This window comes from Mucilaginibacter psychrotolerans (genome assembly GCF_004519315.1).
GTDB lineage: Bacteria > Bacteroidota > Bacteroidia > Sphingobacteriales > Sphingobacteriaceae > Mucilaginibacter > Mucilaginibacter psychrotolerans.
On sequence record NZ_SOZE01000003.1, the window covers coordinates 84744 to 103960 of the forward strand.

General features: G+C 44.6%; 19 protein-coding genes and 1 riboswitch. Of the genes, 16 read left to right on the forward strand and 3 right to left on the reverse strand.

The window, feature by feature from the left end:
- Nucleotides 1-25: 25 nt before the first annotated feature.
- Nucleotides 26-1339 carry an O-acetylhomoserine aminocarboxypropyltransferase/cysteine synthase family protein gene (locus tag E2R66_RS04325; protein WP_133227036.1) on the reverse strand — a complete coding sequence of 438 codons (1314 nt, stop codon included), beginning with the start codon at nucleotides 1337-1339 and terminating at the stop codon, nucleotides 26-28.
- 234 nt (nucleotides 1340-1573) lie between these two features.
- Nucleotides 1574-1684, reverse strand: a riboswitch (SAM riboswitch).
- Between the two features lie 174 nt (nucleotides 1685-1858).
- Between E2R66_RS04325 and E2R66_RS04330 the strand changes: the two genes are divergently transcribed.
- On the forward strand, nucleotides 1859-2269 hold the full coding sequence (locus E2R66_RS04330; RefSeq protein WP_133227038.1) for a hypothetical protein: 411 nt from the start codon (nucleotides 1859-1861) through the stop codon (nucleotides 2267-2269).
- Nucleotides 2270-2454: 185 nt separating this feature from the next.
- Here the strand turns inward: E2R66_RS04330 and E2R66_RS04335 are convergent, their stop codons facing one another.
- Complete coding sequence (locus tag E2R66_RS04335; RefSeq protein WP_133227040.1) at nucleotides 2455-3570, reverse strand: trans-sulfuration enzyme family protein; 1116 nt, start codon at nucleotides 3568-3570, stop codon at nucleotides 2455-2457.
- Nucleotides 3571-3669: 99 nt separating this feature from the next.
- Here E2R66_RS04335 and E2R66_RS04340 point away from each other — a divergent pair, with 99 nt between their 5' ends.
- The 15 genes from E2R66_RS04340 (at nucleotide 3670) to E2R66_RS04410 (ending at nucleotide 18797) form a co-directional block, all read left to right on the forward strand.
- Complete coding sequence (locus E2R66_RS04340; RefSeq protein ID WP_133227042.1) at nucleotides 3670-4194, forward strand: hypothetical protein; 525 nt, start codon at nucleotides 3670-3672, stop codon at nucleotides 4192-4194.
- A 126-nt stretch (nucleotides 4195-4320) separates the two neighbouring features.
- Nucleotides 4321-5514 carry an aminofutalosine synthase MqnE gene (gene mqnE / locus E2R66_RS04345; RefSeq protein WP_133227044.1) on the forward strand — a complete coding sequence of 398 codons (1194 nt, stop codon included), beginning with the start codon at nucleotides 4321-4323 and terminating at the stop codon, nucleotides 5512-5514.
- Nucleotides 5515-5598: 84 nt separating this feature from the next.
- Nucleotides 5599-6231, forward strand: coding sequence for a histidine phosphatase family protein (locus E2R66_RS04350; RefSeq protein WP_133227046.1), 633 nt, complete (start codon nucleotides 5599-5601; stop codon nucleotides 6229-6231).
- A complete protein-coding gene (locus E2R66_RS04355) occupies nucleotides 6224-6967 on the forward strand; it encodes a menaquinone biosynthetic enzyme MqnA/MqnD family protein (RefSeq protein WP_133227048.1) in 744 nt (247 codons plus the stop codon). Before E2R66_RS04350 ends, E2R66_RS04355 begins: the two co-directional genes overlap by 8 nt.
- Before the next feature lie 55 nt (nucleotides 6968-7022).
- Nucleotides 7023-7406, forward strand: a complete 384-nt coding sequence (locus tag E2R66_RS04360) for a hypothetical protein (protein ID WP_133227050.1) — start codon at nucleotides 7023-7025, stop codon at nucleotides 7404-7406.
- A gap of 59 nt (nucleotides 7407-7465) precedes the next feature.
- Nucleotides 7466-8275, forward strand: coding sequence for an SDR family oxidoreductase (locus tag E2R66_RS04365; RefSeq protein ID WP_133227052.1), 810 nt, complete (start codon nucleotides 7466-7468; stop codon nucleotides 8273-8275).
- Between the two features lie 290 nt (nucleotides 8276-8565).
- On the forward strand, nucleotides 8566-9045 hold the full coding sequence (locus E2R66_RS04370; RefSeq protein ID WP_133227054.1) for a hypothetical protein: 480 nt from the start codon (nucleotides 8566-8568) through the stop codon (nucleotides 9043-9045).
- A gap of 238 nt (nucleotides 9046-9283) precedes the next feature.
- Nucleotides 9284-9481 (forward strand): cold-shock protein, encoded by a 198-nt coding sequence (locus E2R66_RS04375; RefSeq protein WP_133227056.1) that lies wholly within the window; start codon nucleotides 9284-9286, stop codon nucleotides 9479-9481.
- A 124-nt stretch (nucleotides 9482-9605) separates the two neighbouring features.
- Nucleotides 9606-10850: an MFS transporter gene (locus E2R66_RS04380; protein ID WP_133227058.1), complete on the forward strand. Its 1245-nt coding sequence runs from the start codon at nucleotides 9606-9608 to the stop codon at nucleotides 10848-10850.
- 94 nt (nucleotides 10851-10944) lie between these two features.
- Nucleotides 10945-11853 (forward strand): oxygen-dependent coproporphyrinogen oxidase, encoded by a 909-nt coding sequence (hemF, locus tag E2R66_RS04385; protein WP_133227060.1) that lies wholly within the window; start codon nucleotides 10945-10947, stop codon nucleotides 11851-11853.
- A gap of 274 nt (nucleotides 11854-12127) precedes the next feature.
- Nucleotides 12128-12535, forward strand: a complete 408-nt coding sequence (locus E2R66_RS04390) for a hypothetical protein (RefSeq protein ID WP_133227062.1) — start codon at nucleotides 12128-12130, stop codon at nucleotides 12533-12535.
- A gap of 163 nt (nucleotides 12536-12698) precedes the next feature.
- Nucleotides 12699-15323, forward strand: coding sequence for a DNA gyrase subunit A (gene gyrA / locus E2R66_RS04395; RefSeq protein WP_133227064.1), 2625 nt, complete (start codon nucleotides 12699-12701; stop codon nucleotides 15321-15323).
- 5 nt (nucleotides 15324-15328) lie between these two features.
- Nucleotides 15329-16438, forward strand: a complete 1110-nt coding sequence (locus E2R66_RS04400; protein ID WP_133227066.1) for a tetratricopeptide repeat protein — start codon at nucleotides 15329-15331, stop codon at nucleotides 16436-16438.
- Nucleotides 16439-16508: 70 nt separating this feature from the next.
- Nucleotides 16509-17759: a tetratricopeptide repeat protein gene (locus E2R66_RS04405; RefSeq protein ID WP_133227068.1), complete on the forward strand. Its 1251-nt coding sequence runs from the start codon at nucleotides 16509-16511 to the stop codon at nucleotides 17757-17759.
- A 243-nt stretch (nucleotides 17760-18002) separates the two neighbouring features.
- Nucleotides 18003-18797 (forward strand): SDR family NAD(P)-dependent oxidoreductase, encoded by a 795-nt coding sequence (locus E2R66_RS04410; protein ID WP_133227070.1) that lies wholly within the window; start codon nucleotides 18003-18005, stop codon nucleotides 18795-18797.
- Nucleotides 18798-18867: 70 nt separating this feature from the next.
- Here E2R66_RS04410 and E2R66_RS28270 read toward each other — a convergent pair whose 3' ends face one another.
- Entirely contained in the window at nucleotides 18868-19035 is a 168-nt protein-coding gene (locus tag E2R66_RS28270; protein ID WP_158288334.1) for a hypothetical protein, read from the reverse strand.
- Nucleotides 19036-19217: the final 182 nt, after the last annotated feature.

Genomic DNA, 19217 nt, shown 5'->3' on the forward strand with positions numbered 1-19217 from the left:
ACTAAAAAAACTAAAAAAGAAAAACTTAAGCCAGCTCCAGCGCTGCTACTTTAGCAAATGCCTGTTCAAAGTCGGCTTTAATATCATCAATATGTTCAATGCCAACGGCAACGCGCAGCAGGGCTGGGGTAACACCGGCAGAAAGCTGCTCGGCATCGCTCAATTGCTGGTGCGTAGTTGCTGATGGTTGTATAATCAGCGTTTTGGCATCGCCCACGTTGGCCAGGTGGCTTACCAGTTTAAGGTTGTCAATCACTGCCGAGGCCAGCTCCTTGTCGCCCTTAAGCTCAAAAGATAGCACCGCGCCGAAACCATTCTTGAGGTATTTTTTGGCAAGTGTGTGCTGCGGCGACGATTCCAGACCAGGATAGTTAACTTTGGCAACCTGCGGCTGGGCCTCCAACCATTTAGCCAGTTCCAGTGCATTATCAACATGGCGCTGTACGCGCAGGGAAAGTGTTTCTAAGCCCTGTATATTTAACCACGAATTGAACGGCGATTGGGATGGACCGAAATCGCGCAACCCCTCCACGCGGGCGCGGATAATGAACTGGATATTGCCGAACGGCCCGTTAACACCGAATACATCGGCAAAAACCAAACCATGGTAACCTTCGGATGGCTCGGTAAATTGCGGGTATTTGCCATTGCCCCAGTTATAGTTGCCGCCATCTATAATAGCGCCGCCAATGCTGGTACCATGACCATTTATCCATTTGGTGGTTGATTCTACCACTACGTGCGCGCCATGTTGCAAGGGGCGGAACAGATAGCCGCCTGCTGCGAAGGTGTTATCTACGATGAGCGGCAACTCGTGCTTATTGGCCAGTGCCGCTAATTTTTCGAAATCGGGGATGTTAAAACCGGGGTTACCGATAGTCTCTACATAAATGGCTTTGGTTTTATCGTCGATAAGCGGCTCTATGCTTTCTGCCGTATCGTCGGCAGCAAAACGGGCATCTATACCTAAACGTTTAAAAGCCACTTTGAACTGATTGTAGGTGCCGCCATACAGGTACGGAGAAGTAACGAAGTTATCACCTGCCTGCAGGATATTATTCAAGGCAATAAACTGTGCCGCCTGGCCAGATGCTGTCGCCAGAGCTGCTACGCCACCCTCTAAAGCTGCGATGCGCTTTTCAAACACATCGGTAGTGGGGTTCATCAATCGGGTGTATATATTGCCAAATTCCTTTAAGGCAAACAGGTTTGCACCATGCTCGGCACTATTGAAAACGTATGAAGTAGTTTGGTACAAGGGTACTGCACGTGCGCCTGTGGTAGGGTCGGCCTCCTGGCCTGCATGCAGTTGTAAGGTTTCGAATTTTAAGTTTGACATAATCTGTAGATTTTAAAGAGTTTGGTATGAAAAATATTTAATTACGACAGGATAAGCATATCCTTTAAGGTATCACGCGTGCTTCCGGTAAATAAAAGGGGGAACGTGTTACGGATTTAGCAGCAGCAACACATGCAAATACCGCCAATAATTTGGTTGTATGCAGAAGATGGTCCCGATTGGGATTGCTGGATGTTTTGCTGAGCTACGTAAATTGTACTTTTCATGATTAAAAATTTATATCCCCCGGTATTCTTTTTCCGGGACAGGAATTGGCACCTTCTCCTATTTGGAGGGTTGCCAGCGGGTTTTCGAGCCTGATCTCTCGCCGCTTCTTTATAAACCAAAATCCTTTTGAGGGGAATTGATTAAGGTATCTCTACCGATTAACGTGGGCAAATATAGGGGAATGCCGTTTTAATATGCAAATTATATTTTAATTTTAATTTTATAAAATGTCGAAAGCGTCAAAGGTGATGTTTAAAGAATAACTTCAACATCAATTAAAAACTGGCGACTATGGATAAACGAGATAATCTATTAAACAAAATTAAGGCATGCGGCTTCCCCGAAAAAGAAGTATTTGTGAGTGTGGCAGAGTTTTTTGATGGAAACGATGACGATGGTTCAATTGGCTGTAATATTTTCCCTGATCCGCCATCGCTCAACGAATTCCGGGATACCCTTGAAACAATAACCAAAGACAGCAGGACTGATATTATTTATGTAAGAATAGCTGATATAGAAGATGGTGACTGGTTTTATACCGACACAGTATACATAGCAGGCGATTATACACTTGAAGAAATTGAGGAGAAATTTGCACCATTAAAGCCCGATGAAGTTTACAAAGGGTTGATATATAGCAAGCCATCAAATATCCCGTCTTTGAAAGATGGAAGTATCGGATATAGTGTTTGGTGGGATTGACATAAGACTGGGTATATCAATTTTAATGACTGACAATTGTATTGGTCTAAATAATTGGTAATAAATAAATTACATTGATTATTTAAATAACAGGAATGTTCCGGAGTGTTCCATGAAAAACCGTAAAACGCTGATAATCAAAATTAAGTGAAAATAAAGTGTTCCGCACCCAAAGTGGAACACCCTTACCCCAACGCCTGCTCCATATCCGCAATCAAATCATCTATATGCTCTAACCCCACGGATACGCGCAATAAATTAAACGGCGTTTTGGTATCCGGCCCTTCTACCGATGCGCGATGTTCTATCAGGCTTTCTACGCCGCCGAGGCTGGTGGCACGGGTGAATAATTTCAGGGCGTTGATTACGCGCTTTGCCTCTGCCTCGCCATCTTTAAGCAAAAAGGAGAGTACCGCGCCGAAGCCGGTCATCTGCGCTTTAGCTACCGCATATTGCGGGTGCGATTGCAAACCAGGGTATAACACTTTCTCTACTTTATCATGATTGTCCAGGTATTCGGCCAGCAACTGCGCATTTTTCACATGCCCGCGAACGCGGTAAGGCAGCGTTTTTATGCTGCGGGTGAGGTAATAGCAGTCCATAGGAGAGGGCACTGCACCGCCCATGGTTTGCACACTACGTATCTTTTCCCACCATTCGTCTTTCTTGGCGGTAACAAGCGCGCCACCCATCAAATCGCTATGACCGCCAAAGTATTTGGTACTGGAGTGCATCACCATATCGGCACCCAAAGCCAGTGGCTGCTGGCACAGCGGCGTAGCGAAGGTATTATCGCACACAACTTTTATAGCGTATGCTGCCGCTATTGCAACAACTGCCTTAATATCCGTAACCTTTAAAAGCGGGTTGGAGGGCGTCTCCAGCCAGATAACTTTGGTATTAGGTTTAATATGTGCCTTTAGCACCTCGCTATCGTTCACGTCGACAAAATCGAACTCCAGAATGCCGGCAAACAATTGCTTCAACTGGTTACGCAGGCCATGGTACATATCATCTGGTGCGATGATATGGCTACCCGGCTGCAGCGACTGGAAAACCGACATGCCCGCTGCATTTCCCGATGAAAACGCGGCGGCGTCTTCGCCACCCTCCAATCTCGCCAGTACTTTTTCTAATGATACACGGTTGGGGTTGGATGACCGGCTGTAGATGTGTCCGCCGGGATAGCCGCCATCCTCTCCGCGCTCGAACGTGGTGGCCATTACGATGGGCTGCACAACAGCTTTTGACGATTCATCGGTATGGTTGCCTGCGTGTATAGCTATGGTTTCTATTTTCATGGTTTGCGTGGAGCTGTTTGGCTCAAAATAAAAGGAAATTTTCGGTATTTACTGTAGCATATTTAAAATCACCTGCGTAATGTTTTTAAAATGAAGCTAATGAGGTACCTATCCTTTATCCTTTTTATCGTAGCCATCGGCTTATCTGCCTGCAAAAAAGAGACCGTAGACCCGCAATACGAGAATAGCTACTCCGCATATTTATCATTCAAAAAATCGTCTAACAATTCATATAGTTACGTAACTTACAACGGCTCTTGGACGGGCAGCTACGCCGAATCTAAAATCACCATACAGAACGGCAAGCTGGTTGCCCGTGATTTTTTCTTTATACGCCCAACGGTGGTGCCTAATGCGCCAGACACGCTGGCGAAATGGGCAGAAAGCGGCAGCACACTCAATACCCATACTGATGGCTTTGAGGGACTCACGCTGGATCAGGTGTACGCCAAGGCAAAAAACGAATGGCTAAACGTGGATAAAAATGAAAACGATATTGTTTTCAACACTGATAATAACGGCCTTATCTCCCTGGCGGGTTACTCACGGAAAGGTTGCCTGGACGATTGCCTCAACGGCATATACGTAAGGGATATTAAGGTTTACGTAAAAGAAATAAAATAGTATTCTTAGCTAAAGGCTCATCTTGTAAACCCAGCGTCATTTTAGATGTTTGAACACCCGTAGCTAAATACTGCGCTTATAAAATTGCTGTATTTTACTACCTTTGTTTAAACTATTCCTCTAAAAATGGAAGTATCAGAAAATTTCAGGATACTGCTAAATAACCCGCAGCTTTTACCCGAACTTAAGGCTATAGCCCAAAAAGTACTTGATAACCAGCGAATCACTTTTGATGAAGGCGTGCTGCTATACGAGAAAGCCGAACTTGGCTACCTGGGCATACTCGCCAACTACATACGCGAACAGAAACACGGCGACAAAACCTATTTTAACCGTAATTTCCACATCGAGCCCACCAACCTTTGTGTGTACGATTGTAAATTCTGCTCTTACTCGCGCCTGCTGAAACAGCGCAGCGAGGGCTGGGAGTACACGATGGACGAAATGATGGATATCGTATGCAAATACGATGGTCAGCCCGTTACCGAGGTGCATATTGTAGGTGGGGTACTGCCGCAGTACGACGTTGCTTTTTACAGCGAACTATTCACGCGTATAAAACAGCACCGGCCCGAATTGCACGTGAAGGCACTTACCCCTGTAGAATACCATTATATCTTCAAGAAAGCTAAGATAGATTACGCAACCGGCATGCAGCTGATGAAGGATGCGGGACTGGAGTCCATACCTGGCGGTGGTGCAGAGATTTTCCATCCTGAAGTGCGCGACCTCATTGCCAAAGACAAGTGTACCGGCGACCAATGGCTGGCCATACACGAGGAATGGCACAAAATTGGCATGCGCTCCAACGCTACCATGCTTTACGGCCACATAGAAAAATACTGGCACAGGGTAGATCATATGGAACGCCTGCGCCAATTGCAGGATCGTACGGGGGGCTTCCAAACCTTTATCCCGTTGAAATTCCGCAATCAGGACAACCAGATGAGCAACGTGCCCGAGACTACCGTTGTGGAAGATTTGCGCAACTACGCTATCTCACGCATCTACCTGGATAACTTCGACCATATAAAGGCATACTGGGCCATGATAAGCCGCACCACAGCGCAGCTATCCCTCAATTTTGGGGTAGATGATATCGATGGCACGCTGGACGATACTACAAAGATATACAGCATGGCAGGCGCCGAAGAACAACACCCGGCCATGAGCACCAAACAACTGGTAGATTTGATAAAACACGCCGGTCGGTATCCGATAGAGCGCGATACATTGTATAACGTGGTAACGGATTATAATGATTATCAGTTTGAGGAAACCGAAAAGCCGAAATACTACAAACTGCCGGTGATAAATTAGGGTCATTGAGTCATTGGGTAATTGAGTCATTGTTTTAGTGGCTCAACAACCGATGACTTAATAACCCAATGCCCCAATAACTCAATGAATAAAACACTATACATCGTACGCCACGGCCAAACCGACCTGAACAAGGCGGGCATTATACAGGGCCGGGGTAAGGATACCGACCTCAATGAGGAAGGCCGCCTGCAGGCACGTCAGTTTTTTGCAGCCTATGGCGATGTGCCTTTCGATAAAATATACGTATCGGCCCTAAAGCGTACGCAACAAAGCGTGCAGCCTTTTATAGATACCGGCTTGCCCTTTGAGAAACTCTCGGGTTTGGATGAGTTGGCCTGGGGCATACACGAAGGCCAAGCGGCTTCGCCGGAGCTGAAGGCCGAGTTCCTGCACGTAATGCGCGACTGGGTTGCCGGCAATCTTGATGTGAAATTTGAAGGTGGCGAAAGCCCTAACGAAGTAAAATTGCGTCAGCTGGAGGCCATGGACGTAATCATGAGCCACCCCGAAGAAAAAACCGTATTGATATGCATGCATGGTCGTGCTATGCGCCTGTTACTTTGCCTCCTTACCGAAAAGCCGTTAACAGAAATGGACACTTTTCCGCACCAAAACCTGGTGCTTTATAAATTGATTTATGATGGCAGCAAATTCGAAATCGTAGATTTCAATAACGCCGCGCATCTAAAAACTACAGAACATTTAAGTGAATAAGATCAGGATCTCCGCCGTTAGTTATACGAATACCAAGCCCTTTTTATACGGATTACAGCACTCTGCCATCATCAACGATATCGATTTAAGCTTGAATATGCCAGCAGACTGCGCCCAGAAACTGATAGATGATAAGGCCGACATTGGGCTGATACCCGTAGCTGCTACCTTAAGCCTGCCACAATGGGAAATTATTTCTGCTTATTGTATTGGTGCCGTTGGCGCGGTAAACTCCGTGTTCATTTTCAGCAATTGCGATATTAAAGATGTTAGAACCATCCAATTGGATCCGCAATCGCGCAGCTCTAACAACCTCGCCCGCGTGTTGCTTAAAAACTTTTGGCAGATAGCGCCGGAATTGGTGACAAACGCCGAAGATTACGGAACCTCAGCTGACACCTATACCGCGTTTGTGCAAATTGGCGACCGCACCTTCGGCAAAGCCGATAAATACCCCTTTGTTTACGATTTATCCGCAGAGTGGCAAAAATTCACCGGCCTTCCTTTCGTATTCGCAGCGTGGATAGCCAACAAGCCCATTCCCGAAGATTTTATCAAGGACTTTAACAACGCCTTGCGTCACGGCTTGGCGCATCGTACAGAATTGCTGAAAGAATTACCCCACCGTGCCGACTTCGACCTGGAAGACTACCTGATGCACCGCCTCGATTTTGACCTAACGGAGGATAAAAAGAAAGCGCTTTATTTGTTTTTGGATTATATAAAAGCTTTGTAAAGTGTTGCGAAGCGGAAGCACACACGTTCGATACGATCATTTCAGCTATCCAAGGGTGATAGAAGTAGTTTGCTCATCCTGCACAAAATCAGCTTTGTTGATTCATTCTGAAGCTCCCGTTACTGTTGAACATTTCCTTGATATTGATTATAGTTCTAGAATTTGGGAATTTAATTGCATCCACTGCCTTAAACGTATGACGGTGCTTTGGGAAGAAACAAAAAAATTCAGCTTAACAAATAAAGTAGAAATTGGGAACGAGGTTGTTTGGGCGTGGAATAAAAACCATTTAGCGTTTATCGTTTCGGTTTTAAAGAAAGAAGAGATCACAAACCACGCCTGGGCTAACTTCCGAACCTATATCAACAAAAGCTGGCTCACCAAAATACATAACAATTCTGTCATAAATAAATTGGAGGCTTTGCTGAAGAATACTTAATTCATATTTCACCAAACCATATTTGATGTATTTTTATTATTCCTACTGAATACATCACCATGAAAACACCACAAAAACTAAAAAACCAATCCGCTATCGTGACCGGTGCCGATAGTGGCATTGGCAAAGCCGTAGCCATTGCATTGGCAGAAGCAGGCGCAAAAGTACTCATCAACTATGCACATAACCAGGATGCTGCCGATGAGGTGGTTAATACGATTAAAGATGCCGGTGGCAAAGCATTCGCCTACCAATGCGATGTAAGCAAAGAAAATGAAGTAAAAGCCATGTTTGCCGCAGCGATAAAAAAATACGGCACCGTAGATATATTGGTGAACAATGCCGGCCTGCAAAAGGATGCGAAGTTTGTGGATATGACTTTGGAGCAATGGAACACTGTTATCAATATCAACCTTACGGGGCAGTTCCTCTGCTCGCGCGAGGCTGCGAAGGAATTCATCAAAAGGGGAGTGGTGGAGAAACGGAGCGTGGCGGCAGGTAAGATCATCTGCATGAGCAGTGTACACGAGATTATCCCCTGGGCCGGTCATGTAAATTATGCGGCTAGCAAGGGCGGTATTAGTATGTTTATGAAAAGTATTGCGCAGGAATTGGCACCGCATAGGATAAGGGTGGCAGGTATTGCGCCGGGTGCCATTCAAACGCCAATAAACAAGCCAGCCTGGGAAACGCCGGAGGCTATGGATAAACTTTTGGAGCTGATACCTTATAATAGGATAGGGCAGCCCGCAGATGTAGGAAAATTAGCCGCCTGGCTGGCATCAGATGATTCAGATTACATCACAGGCACCACCATTTTTGTAGACGGTGGCATGTCCCTGTACCCGGGCTTTGCCGATAATGGCTGATTTTTAGCTTTAAAACGCTGTTTTTGTCAAATAAATGTCACAAACACATGTATTTTCCTATCTAAAAAACACTTAGTGTACTTTTTACAATAAGTATACTGCGTTTTTATTGAGATAATGTCAATTATACACTAAGTATACGCCCTGTTTTTGAAATTTTTATATTTTTGATCTGTATATTATCGAATTATCATAAAAAATGCCTATTATTTGGAATATATTCAACAGTAGTGTACTTTTGTTATGTAAATAAGAAATAAAACAATTAAAAAATATAAAATTTAAAAGCCATGAAAAAGATATTTGTAACCCTTGCCATCGCTGCTAGCTTGTTCACCACTAACATATATGCTGCTACCAGCGCAATCAAAACTGATGACGGTACCGAAAACGTAACTTACGCTGCCATCTCAAGGTTCAACAACGATTACGCCCGTGCTGAGAACGTAAGCTGGAAAGTAAGCACTACTTTCCAAAAAGTAACTTTCACTTTAGATGATGTTAAAATGTCAGCTTTCTACAACCTGCGCGGCGAGTTGATCGGCGTAACCCAAAACGTTCAATTTAAAGCATTGCCAGACCGCGCTAAAAAGGAAATCGCTGTTAAATACGAAGGCTACTTCGCTAAAGAAGTGATCAAATTAGAAACCGGCGACGATAGCAGCTTCGATAACACCGTTTACTTCGTAGACCTTTCTAAAGATGATAAAGAAGTATTGGTACGTGTAACTCCAGGTGCCGGTGTTTACTTCTTCAAAACCATAAAATAATTACAGGCCCCCTATATCGCCTACAGAACAATAGCCGCCCAATTTGGGTGGCTATTGTTGTTTTAACCAAACTTTTACGTTTTTTTAACTTGCTTAAATAATTTTATTTGGTTATTAATAATTTTATATATTTGAAAAGATAGTTGTACATTCTATAATTGATTATTAAGCTTTGTTTATAACCAGTTGAATTACTTACTGATCGCTAACCAAATTTTAATTCGATTATACTAATATTATGAAAACTGGAAAAGTAAAATGGTTTAACACCCAGAAAGGCTACGGCTTTATTGTCACCGAAGAGGGGAAGGACCTTTTCGTACATTTTAAGGATGTACAAGGCGGCGTTAACGCCATAAAGGACAACGACAACGTTGAGTACGAAGTTGAAGACGGCCGTAAAGGCCTGCAAGCAGTGAATGTAAAGAAAGTGTAAGCAACGCCTCTGAGAAGATATACCAACCTCTGCCATAAACGCGGGGGTTTTTTTGTGCAAAAAATTAGGCAACAATCTGCGCTTTATCTACATTAGCCAACCATTTTAAAACCATTAATTAATAATGACTGCCGCCGCACCCGCAAAACTTACCAAAAACGCCATTATACTGGTGCTTGTTGCCTCGCTTGGTTACTTTGTTGATATATATGACCTGTTGGTATTTTCCATCGTACGCAAAGACAGCCTGCACGATCTTGGCGTTGCCAGTGCCGATATGCTTAGCAAAGGGCAATTCATCATCAATGTGCAGATGTTTGGCTTATTGCTGGGCGGTTTGCTTTGGGGTATCATAGGCGATAAGCTGGGGCGTATTAAAGTACTTTTCGGCTCAATTTTGCTGTACTCTATAGCCAATTTTGCAAATGCTTACGCTTACGACGTAAATTCCTATGCGCTTATCCGTTTTATTGCCGGTATTGGCCTGGCAGGGGAGCTGGGGGCTGGTATAACCCTTGTATCAGAAACACTGAGCAAAGAAAAACGCGGCTATGGTACCATGATTGTTGCGGTTATTGGCTTGTTTGGTGCTGCAGCAGCCTACGCGGTTGCAAAATATGGCTGGCAAACAGCCTACAAAGTAGGTGGTGGTTTGGGCATAGTATTGCTATTGCTCCGGTTGGGTACCTTCGAATCGGGTATGTTTAAAAGCGTGCAGGAAAGTAAAGTATCAAAAGGTAATTTCTTCATCCTTTTTACCGATTTTAAACGTTTTAAAAAATATTTGTATTGCATATTGATCGGGGCTCCTCTATGGTACGTAGTAGGCGTATTGGTAACCTTCTCTCCTGAATTCGGTGTAGCCTTAAAATCTAAAGAAGTATTAAGTGCCGGCGAAGGTGTGCTTTACACCTACATTGGTATTGCCATAGGCGATATATTTGCAGGTTTGTTGGCGCAGATTACGCGCTCGCGCAAGCTTACCATGATGGTCTTCCTGTTGCTGTCGCTGGTGAGCGCTTTTGTTTACCTTCGTTCAGAAGGCATTACACACGATAGATTTGTTTGGATCTGCTTCTTTATGGGCTGCACGGTTGGCTACTGGGCAACATTCGTTACCATTGCAGCCGAGCAATTCGGCACCAACATCCGTGCTACGGTTACTACTACAGTGCCCAATTTCGTCCGTGGCTCGCTGATTCCTATTACTATGGCATTCAACGCCTTCAAGTCCTCCTATGGTATGATAACAGCCGGATATATCATGATGGCTATCTTAACCGTTATTGCCTTATTTTCTTTAAGCCAGTTACAGGAAACCTTTGGCAAAGATTTAAATTATATCGAAGAAGAAGCAGGAATCAGTTAGTGGGTGATAACGGTGATTGGTGATACTATCATCACGTCGCTTTAAACAAGCATTCACTAATCAACATAATCAACCATTCACTACATTTGTGCCGATGATTAGTAAAGAACAAATAGCTGCCGGTTACCGCGAGATACAGGACGAGATTTGTGCGGCCCTGGAAGCAACCGATGGGCAGGCCAAATTTGAGGAAGAGGTTTGGGAACGCGATGGCGGCGGCGGCGGCCGTACCCGGATAATCCAAAACGGCAATATATTCGAAAAGGGGGGCGTTAATTTCTCTGCCGTGCATGGCAAACTGCCTCATACCATGAAAAAGGCTCTTAATGTGGAGCAGGAGGATTTCTTCGCCACAGGCGTATCCATCGTGATACATCCTAACCATCCGCTGGTACCCATCATCCACATGAATATCCGGTACTTCGAGATGCCTACTAATACCGGCGAAACACCAGTGCACTGGTTCGGCGGCGGCATAGATCTTACCCCACATTATGTGGTAGATGAGGATGCGCGTTTCTTCCACCAGCAAATTAAAGACGTGTGCGACCACTTCAGCGATGAATTTTACCACCGCTTTAAAACCTGGGCCGATGATTACTTCTTCATCAAACACCGCGACGAAACACGCGGCATCGGCGGTATCTTTTACGATAGGCTCACTGCCAACGAAGAGATGAACTGGGAGATGATATTTGAGTTCTCCAAAGTACTTGGTCGCTCATTTATCCCAACTTACACCGAACTGGTGAACCGTAACCGCTACAAAGAATTTACACCCGAGCAACAGCAATGGCAATACCAGCGCCGCAGCCGATATACCGAATTCAACCTGGTGTACGATGCCGGTACACGCTTCGGGCTGGAAACAAACGGTCGTATCGAATCGATACTGATGAGCCTGCCGCCAACTGCTAAATGGGTATATGATTACCACGCACAACCGGGCAGCGAAGAAGAAAGGACATTATCTTTACTTAAAAAGGGAATAAATTGGGTATAGATGTTCCAACACTACGGATCAATTGCCTGGTATTGCTCCTGTACTCGGTGTTAATGTACTCCGCATTATTGTTTTCCAAGGATAAGGGAATCGTATTTGACCTTTTGCTGGCTTCGTGCCTTATGTTTGGTGTTTTTTGCATTGCGATGATTGTTCGGGCATACAAAGCTTATCTCGATGACGCTTTTTCGGCAAGAAACTCCTACGCAATTTTGATATCTCTTTCTTTGATACTTTTGTTTATGTCCTTTCGTTCAATGCTTCTTACTATACAATGTTAACGTTAAGAAAATTTGCTTTTCTGATTTGCCCACTCGGATTGCTCGGAGCGTCTGCTGTCAACTCACTGGAAGGCACCTATGAATACGCAGGTGGCATCTACAACAACAAAGCCGAAGCAGCCTCAAAAGAATACAAACTGCAACGCCGCTATAACGATGCGGAATACGAAGCCACGTTTATTGAACCCGGGCAGGATACCATCGTGTACGAACAGGGCAAATATGCTTTACCCAATGATAGCACCTGCCTGGAAATACAAACTTATAGCCGCGAACCATCCAAAACGCTCAACAAAACCATGTTTTATAAGTACCGCATCAGTCACGATACGCTCACCTTCAGGGGCACTCTGCCTAATGGCACCACGGTGCAGGAATACTGGAAAAAAGTAAGCCGCTAAACTTCGATCATAACTGGTTTTTTACCCTTAAAACGTACAAAAAAAGGGGCGAATGTTAGTAAAAAATTGCCTCGTTGCCATATAAATTCTTAACTTCGCAGGTCGTATAAAAAAACCAATTTTACGTACAGATACTGATTATATTTTCCACTAAGAAAAACAAATGGCCGAAGAGACAGAAAACGATAATCCGCACCAAGAAGACAGAATAATTTCGATAAATATTGATGAAGAAATGCGATCTGCCTACATTGATTATTCAATGTCGGTAATCGTATCAAGGGCCCTGCCCGATGTGCGCGATGGTTTAAAACCGGTACATAGGCGCGTATTGTATGGTATGTTAGATCTGGGTTTATACAATAATAAGCCCTATAAAAAATCGGCCCGCATAGTGGGCGAGGTGCTGGGTAAATACCACCCGCATGGTGATACATCTGTGTACGATGCCATGGTGCGTATGGCACAGGACTGGAGCCTGCGATACCCGTTTGTAGAGGGGCAAGGCAACTACGGTTCTATAGACGGTGACCAGCCTGCAGCAATGCGTTATACCGAGGCACGCTTAGAGAAGATTGCCGAAGAGATGCTGGCCGATATCAACAAAGACACCATCGATTTCCAGCTAAACTTTGACGATTCGTTGCATGAACCAACCGTATTGCCTGCAAAATTCCCAAACCTTTTGGTGAACGGCGCAAGCGGTATTGCGGTAGGTATGGCCACCAACATGGCCCCGCACAACCTATCCGAAATTGTTGATGCTACCATAGCGCTGATAGATAACCGCAGCATTGAAATATCGGAACTAATGTCCTATGTTAAAGGTCCCGATTTCCCTACAGGTGGTATCATCTACGGCTTCGAAGGACCCCGCCAGGCGCTGGAAACAGGCCGTGGCCGTGTGGTTATTCGCGCACGTGCGGAGATAGAAACCTATAATGGCGAACGCGAACGTATCATCGTTAGCGAAGTGCCTTACCAGGTAAACAAAGCGCTCATGATTGAGCGCACCGCCGAACTGGTAAACGAGAAGAAAATTGAAGGCATCACCGCTATTCGCGACGAAAGTAACCGCGAAGGCATACGGGTGGTGTACGAGATAAAACGCGATGCCAATGCGGCTATCGTGCTCAACAATCTTTACAAATACACCGCGTTGCAAACATCGTTCAGCGTAAATAATATCGCGCTGGTACATGGCAGGCCGATGATGCTGAATCTGAAGGACCTGATCCATCATTTTGTGGAGCACAGGCACGAGGTAGTTATCCGCCGCACCAAGTACGAACTGGCCGAAGCTGAGAAACGCGCACATATTTTAGAAGGCTTATTAATAGCGCTCGATCATATCGAGGAAGTTATCCGCCTGATACGTGCCTCATCCACGCCCGATGAAGCCCGCGAAGGTTTGATGGCCAACTTTGCTTTAAGTGATATACAGGCACGCGCCATTTTGGACATGACCTTGAGGCGTTTAACCGGCCTGGAGCGTGATAAGATAAAAGATGAGTACGATGCCTTAATGAAGACTATCGACTATTTGAAATCTATCCTGGCTGATGAAGGTTTGCGTATGCAGATCATCAAAGACGAACTTTTAGATATCAAAGCCAAATACGGCGACGAGCGCAAAACCGAAATGGTACACTCGTCGGCAGAAATGCAGACCGAAGACTTCATCGAAGATGAGGATGTGGTAATCACCATTTCGCGCGAAGGCTATATCAAACGTACTTCACTTACCGAGTACCGCAGGCAGGGCAGGGGTGGTAAAGGCAGCATAGGCAGTAACAGCCGCGATGCCGACTTTATTGAGCACCTGTTCATTGCATCTAACCACAACTACATGCTGTTCTTTACCGAGAGCGGCCAGTGTTTCTGGTTACGTGTATTCGAAATACCAGAAGGTACGCGTACCTCTAAAGGCCGCGCCATCCAGAATATCATCAACATCCCTAAGGAAGAGAAAATCAAGGCTTACATCAAGCTTAAAACACTCAAGGATAAAGACTACCTGGAGAACAACTTCATTATCATGTGTACCAAAAAAGGTGTTATCAAAAAAACATCTTTAGAGGCATACTCTCGACCGCGTGCAAATGGCATCAACGCCATCAACATCAACGAAGGCGACTCACTTTTAGAGGCAACTTTGACCACCGGCAGCAGCGAAATTGTTATGGCGTTGCAATCGGGCCGTGCCATCCGCTTTAACGAATCTACAGTTAGGCCGATGGGTCGTACAGCTACAGGTGTACGCGGTATCAGCTTAGACAGCGATAACGACGAAGTAGTTGGTATGATAGCCATCGACGATAAAGAAACTACCGTATTAGTAGTATCTGAAAGAGGCTACGGCAAACGTACCGATATCGACGATTACCGTGTAACCAACCGTGGCGGCAAGGGTGTAAAAACCCTTAACGTTACCGAAAAAACGGGGAAACTTGTTGCCATAAAAGGTGTTACTGATAAAGAAGATCTGATGATCATCAATAAGTCGGGTGTAGTTATCCGCATCGCTATTGGCGAACTGCGTACCATGGGGCGCGCAACGCAAGGGGTGAAGCTGATTACGCTTAAAGGCAACGATGAGATTGCTTCGGTAGCAAAAGTAGATCACGATGAGGACGAGGAACTGGATAATTCGGCTATAGTTGCTGAAGCTGGTGCCGATGCCGTTCCATCAACTGATGCACCGGCTACTGAAACTACAAGCACTGAACCAACTGACAATACCGATGCAGCAGGAGAGGAGCCTGAGGCAGACGACAAAACAGAATAATACTTATGCAGCATAACCGTAGGCTTATATTACTGGTTTTAGGGTTGTTTACTACATCTTTAGCTTTTGGGCAATCAGAAGCATTAAAGGCAGTGGTAAACAACCTTGCTTTTTACAAGCAAAAAAACGACCTGACTTATTTAGCCAGAGCCAAAAAATCGGCAGATAGCCTGGTTGTCACCCGCTCAGATTCGAGTGACCTGGAAAAGAATATGTATCGCCTTATCGTTAACGCGAGCATATTAAATACCGATTCGCTAAATAAGCTTAACCAGCCCGAACCATTCCTTGATCAGACCGCAGCCTTATTCGATAAGCTATCAGCAAAACAGAAAGCCTTTAAATTTGTGCCCGAGCTTGATTACGCCAGGAGGTGCCTGGCCGATGCCTATATACGTCGCGGTTTCCAGGCCGGCAACAATAACGATTTCGTAAAGGCATCAGCAGCTTTCCAACAAGCGAAGGCATATGCGCCGGCATTCAGGCCTGTAAATACCTACATAGCCTACGCCAACGGTAAGCAGGGCAACCTTGCAGAAGCTGCAAAAAATTACAGCAACCTTATCAATGCCGATAGCAGCCGTGTAGAGTATATAGCGATTGCATCGTCTATCTACAAATCCATGGGCGATACGGCAAAGGCTATACAAGTGCTGAAAAAAGGCCGCAGGCAACAGCCGGGAGATAAGCAACTACTACAAGACGAAGCGAACATCTACAACAACAAAAAAGACTATAAATCGTTAGAACCTCTGTTGGGCGCTTTGATAGACAATAACCCCAATAGTGCCGATATCGCATTCGTGGCAGCAAACTGCTACGATCAATTAAATCAGTACGATAAAGCAGAATCTTTATATCTTAGGGCCATAGAATTGAACGGTTCGGCTTATGAGCCGGTTTTTAACCTGGGCTTGTTGTACTTCAAAAAAAGTACAGAAGGAAACAACGCCGACGATAAGAATATCACCAGTGCTATCTTATGGCTCGAGAAAGCCAACGAAATGGCACCACGAGATAAGAACAGTTTAACCCTTTTGCAATTGGCCTACAAAAAAACCGGCAACGATACCCAACTGGGGAGGGTAACCAATCAATTACAGCAAGTAAAGTAACCAACTAAACTTGGATTGTAGCGCATTTATCTGCTGCTATCCAGCAACTTAAATACAAAAACTATTTAAAATGAAAATTAAATTTTTGATAGCGGGCCTACTGGGCCTTATTTCGGTAACTGCGTTTGCCCAAAAAGGCGATGTAAATAACGCACAAAGCGAGTTTGATAAGTTTCAGCTCATTAAACAAGGTACCCTTGCAACAACTGCCCTTGCTAATGCGCAGGCATCTATAGACAAAGCCATCGCCAACCCTAAAACAGCAACCTGGCCGCAAGCTTATGCCTTGAAAGGTGCCATCTATGCCAACCTGGCCGTTCAGGAAAAAACTCCGGCTACCGCCACAACTTTGTTTGGTAATGCCGAAGAGGCCCTGAAGAAAGCTAAGGAACTGGATACGAAGAATGAATATGCTAAAATCATAAGCGAAGGCAGCCTGGCATTAGCCCAATACCAGCTAACTGCAGGCGTTAATGCCTATCAGGCTGCGCAATATGACGTGGCTTACAAGGCTTTTGATTACTATCGCAGCATATTGCCCGAAGATACTACTGCTATTTATTACACTGGCCTTGCCGCGTACAACTCAAAAAATTACCCTGCAGCCATTACCAACTATAGCAAACTGGTTACTACCAAATACTCGCAGGGGGAGCGCATATATGATGAGTTATCAGGCATGTACCTGGTTAGCAAAGATACTACAGGTGCGTTGAAAGCTATTTCAGAAGGGCTTGTTAAATACCCAAATAGCGCTACATTGCGCAAAAAGGAGATAGAGATAGCCCTGCAAAGCGGAAAATCTCAGCAGGTGTTGGATAAGATTAATGCTGCTATCGCCAACGACCCTAAAAACAAAGATTTGTATTATTACGCTGGCTTAGTATATTCACAATCAGGCGATGTGGCTTATGGCAAAGTTAAAGGTACCAAAGATGCCGCCGGAAAAACTGCTCTAAAAGCAAAAGCAACCGAAGACTATGGTAAGGCGGGAGAAATGTACAAAAAAGCGTTGGAGATAGATCCGAATTATTTTGAAGCCAACCTTAACCTGGGCTACATTTTATTGACACCTGCAATCGACTCATTTAACACGGCAAACAACTTGCCGGGTACCGCAGCAGCGCAAAAACAATATGATGCGCTAATGGCTAAAGCAAGCACGCAATTTGATGCTGCCAAGCCTTTCCTGCAAAAGGCCGTAGATTTGAAGCCAAACTCTCGCGATGCTTTAGCAAACCTGATCACTTACTACCGTGGTAAAAAAGACCAGGCTAACGTAGACAAGTATTCAAAAATAATGGATGCTATTAAAGAGTAATTTGTTATAAAGTCATATAGATAGCCATCTCGGAAGGGGTGGCTTTTTTGCGTTATAGGGAATTGGTAATGCAGAATTTAAAATATACTATTTAACATAATATTAATTATTGGAAATTATTATGATAGGAGAAGGTAGGAATGTGGATTAGTTCTTTTATGTCAGTAAAGCACCATATTGTAACGATTATTAGAATATCATCGGGCTAATTCTCTGCACTTGATTCATTAAAACATTACCATTATGGATTTAAAATTAAAAGACAAAATCGCCTTGGTTACCGGGTCAACGGCAGGCATTGGTTACGCCATAGCAAAATTATTTGCTGCCGAAGGTGCACAGGTAATTGTAAACGGTCGTAGTGACGACCGCGTAAAGGCAACGATAGCCAAATTAATTAAGGAAACCGGCAACACCAACATCACAGGCATAGCAGCAGATTTTGCTGAAGTAAAGCAGGTTGATAACTTAATAAACCAATTGCCCGAGGTTGATATCCTGGTAAATAACGTAGGTATCTTCGACCCGAAAGCATTTAAGGATATCCCGGACGAAGAATGGTTCAAATTCTTCGAAGTGAACGTGCTGAGCGGCGTGCGTTTGTCCAGAGCTTATTTCGATAAAATGCTGGCGAAAAATTGGGGGCGAATTATCTTTATATCCAGCGAATCGGGCGTGCAAATCCCGGCAGAGATGATACATTACGGAATGACCAAAACAGCCCAAATCTCGGTAGCACGCGGCCTGGCCGAGCTTACCGTAAACACCGGTGTAACCGTAAACACGGTATTGCCCGGCCCAACTGCATCCGAGGGCGCAAGCGAATTTATTAAAGCTGTGGCCCGCGAGCAAGGTTATACCGATGCAGAAATGGAGAAAGAATTCTTTACCAATATGCGCGGCACATCGCTGCTTAAGCGTTTTATCACTACCGAAGAAATTGCCAATATGGTGGCTTATATAGCCAGCCCATTGTCCGCGGCAACCAATGGCGCAACGTTACGGGTTGATGGCGGTGTAATCAAAACAGCTTTTTAAAGCGTAAGCTAAATAAATTAAAAACGCCCGGACAGCATTTGCCGGGCGTCTTTTATGTTTACCGCTAAGCTTATTGCGGCGTACGTTTGGTAGTGTCAGATCTACCGGTATCACTTTTCATCGTGGTATCGCTTGTCGGTGTGCTCATGGTAGCAGATGTATCTGATTTGGTTCCCGTGGTGTCCGAACCACTGGTTTCTTTGGCAGAACTGCAACCCGTTGCAATTGCGCCTATCATCGTCGCGACTAACGCGAAACTTAAGATTTGCTTTTTCATAATAGATTTCATTTTTGTATGTTAAACTAAAAGTTTGTTGTACGATATAACCGTTTACCCGACAAGTTGTTTTATTGAAATTTCTTAGAAAGAAATTAAAGATATATTTAAAGCAATAAAATTCTTGGCGCACGCCGCTCTAT

Excerpts from the sequence above, each read along its gene's own strand:
- E2R66_RS04400 (WP_133227066.1), top strand. The coding sequence starts at position 15,329 with ATGCAGCATAACCGTAGGCTTATATTACTGGTTTTAGGGTTGTTTACT.
- E2R66_RS04365 (WP_133227052.1), top strand. The coding sequence starts at position 7,466 with ATGAAAACACCACAAAAACTAAAAAACCAATCCGCTATCGTGACCGGT.
- E2R66_RS04330 (WP_133227038.1), top strand. The coding sequence starts at position 1,859 with ATGGATAAACGAGATAATCTATTAAACAAAATTAAGGCATGCGGCTTC.
- E2R66_RS04370 (WP_133227054.1), top strand. The coding sequence starts at position 8,566 with ATGAAAAAGATATTTGTAACCCTTGCCATCGCTGCTAGCTTGTTCACC.
- E2R66_RS04350 (WP_133227046.1), top strand. The coding sequence starts at position 5,599 with ATGAATAAAACACTATACATCGTACGCCACGGCCAAACCGACCTGAAC.
- E2R66_RS04405 (WP_133227068.1), top strand. The coding sequence starts at position 16,509 with ATGAAAATTAAATTTTTGATAGCGGGCCTACTGGGCCTTATTTCGGTA.
- E2R66_RS04335 (WP_133227040.1), bottom strand. The coding sequence starts at position 3,570 with ATGAAAATAGAAACCATAGCTATACACGCAGGCAACCATACCGATGAA.
- E2R66_RS28270 (WP_158288334.1), bottom strand. The coding sequence starts at position 19,035 with ATGATAGGCGCAATTGCAACGGGTTGCAGTTCTGCCAAAGAAACCAGT.
- hemF (WP_133227060.1), top strand. The coding sequence starts at position 10,945 with ATGATTAGTAAAGAACAAATAGCTGCCGGTTACCGCGAGATACAGGAC.
- E2R66_RS04325 (WP_133227036.1), bottom strand. The coding sequence starts at position 1,339 with ATGTCAAACTTAAAATTCGAAACCTTACAACTGCATGCAGGCCAGGAG.
- E2R66_RS04375 (WP_133227056.1), top strand. The coding sequence starts at position 9,284 with ATGAAAACTGGAAAAGTAAAATGGTTTAACACCCAGAAAGGCTACGGC.
- gyrA (WP_133227064.1), top strand. The coding sequence starts at position 12,699 with ATGGCCGAAGAGACAGAAAACGATAATCCGCACCAAGAAGACAGAATA.
- E2R66_RS04410 (WP_133227070.1), top strand. The coding sequence starts at position 18,003 with ATGGATTTAAAATTAAAAGACAAAATCGCCTTGGTTACCGGGTCAACG.
- E2R66_RS04380 (WP_133227058.1), top strand. The coding sequence starts at position 9,606 with ATGACTGCCGCCGCACCCGCAAAACTTACCAAAAACGCCATTATACTG.
- E2R66_RS04340 (WP_133227042.1), top strand. The coding sequence starts at position 3,670 with ATGAGGTACCTATCCTTTATCCTTTTTATCGTAGCCATCGGCTTATCT.
- mqnE (WP_133227044.1), top strand. The coding sequence starts at position 4,321 with ATGGAAGTATCAGAAAATTTCAGGATACTGCTAAATAACCCGCAGCTT.
- E2R66_RS04390 (WP_133227062.1), top strand. The coding sequence starts at position 12,128 with ATGTTAACGTTAAGAAAATTTGCTTTTCTGATTTGCCCACTCGGATTG.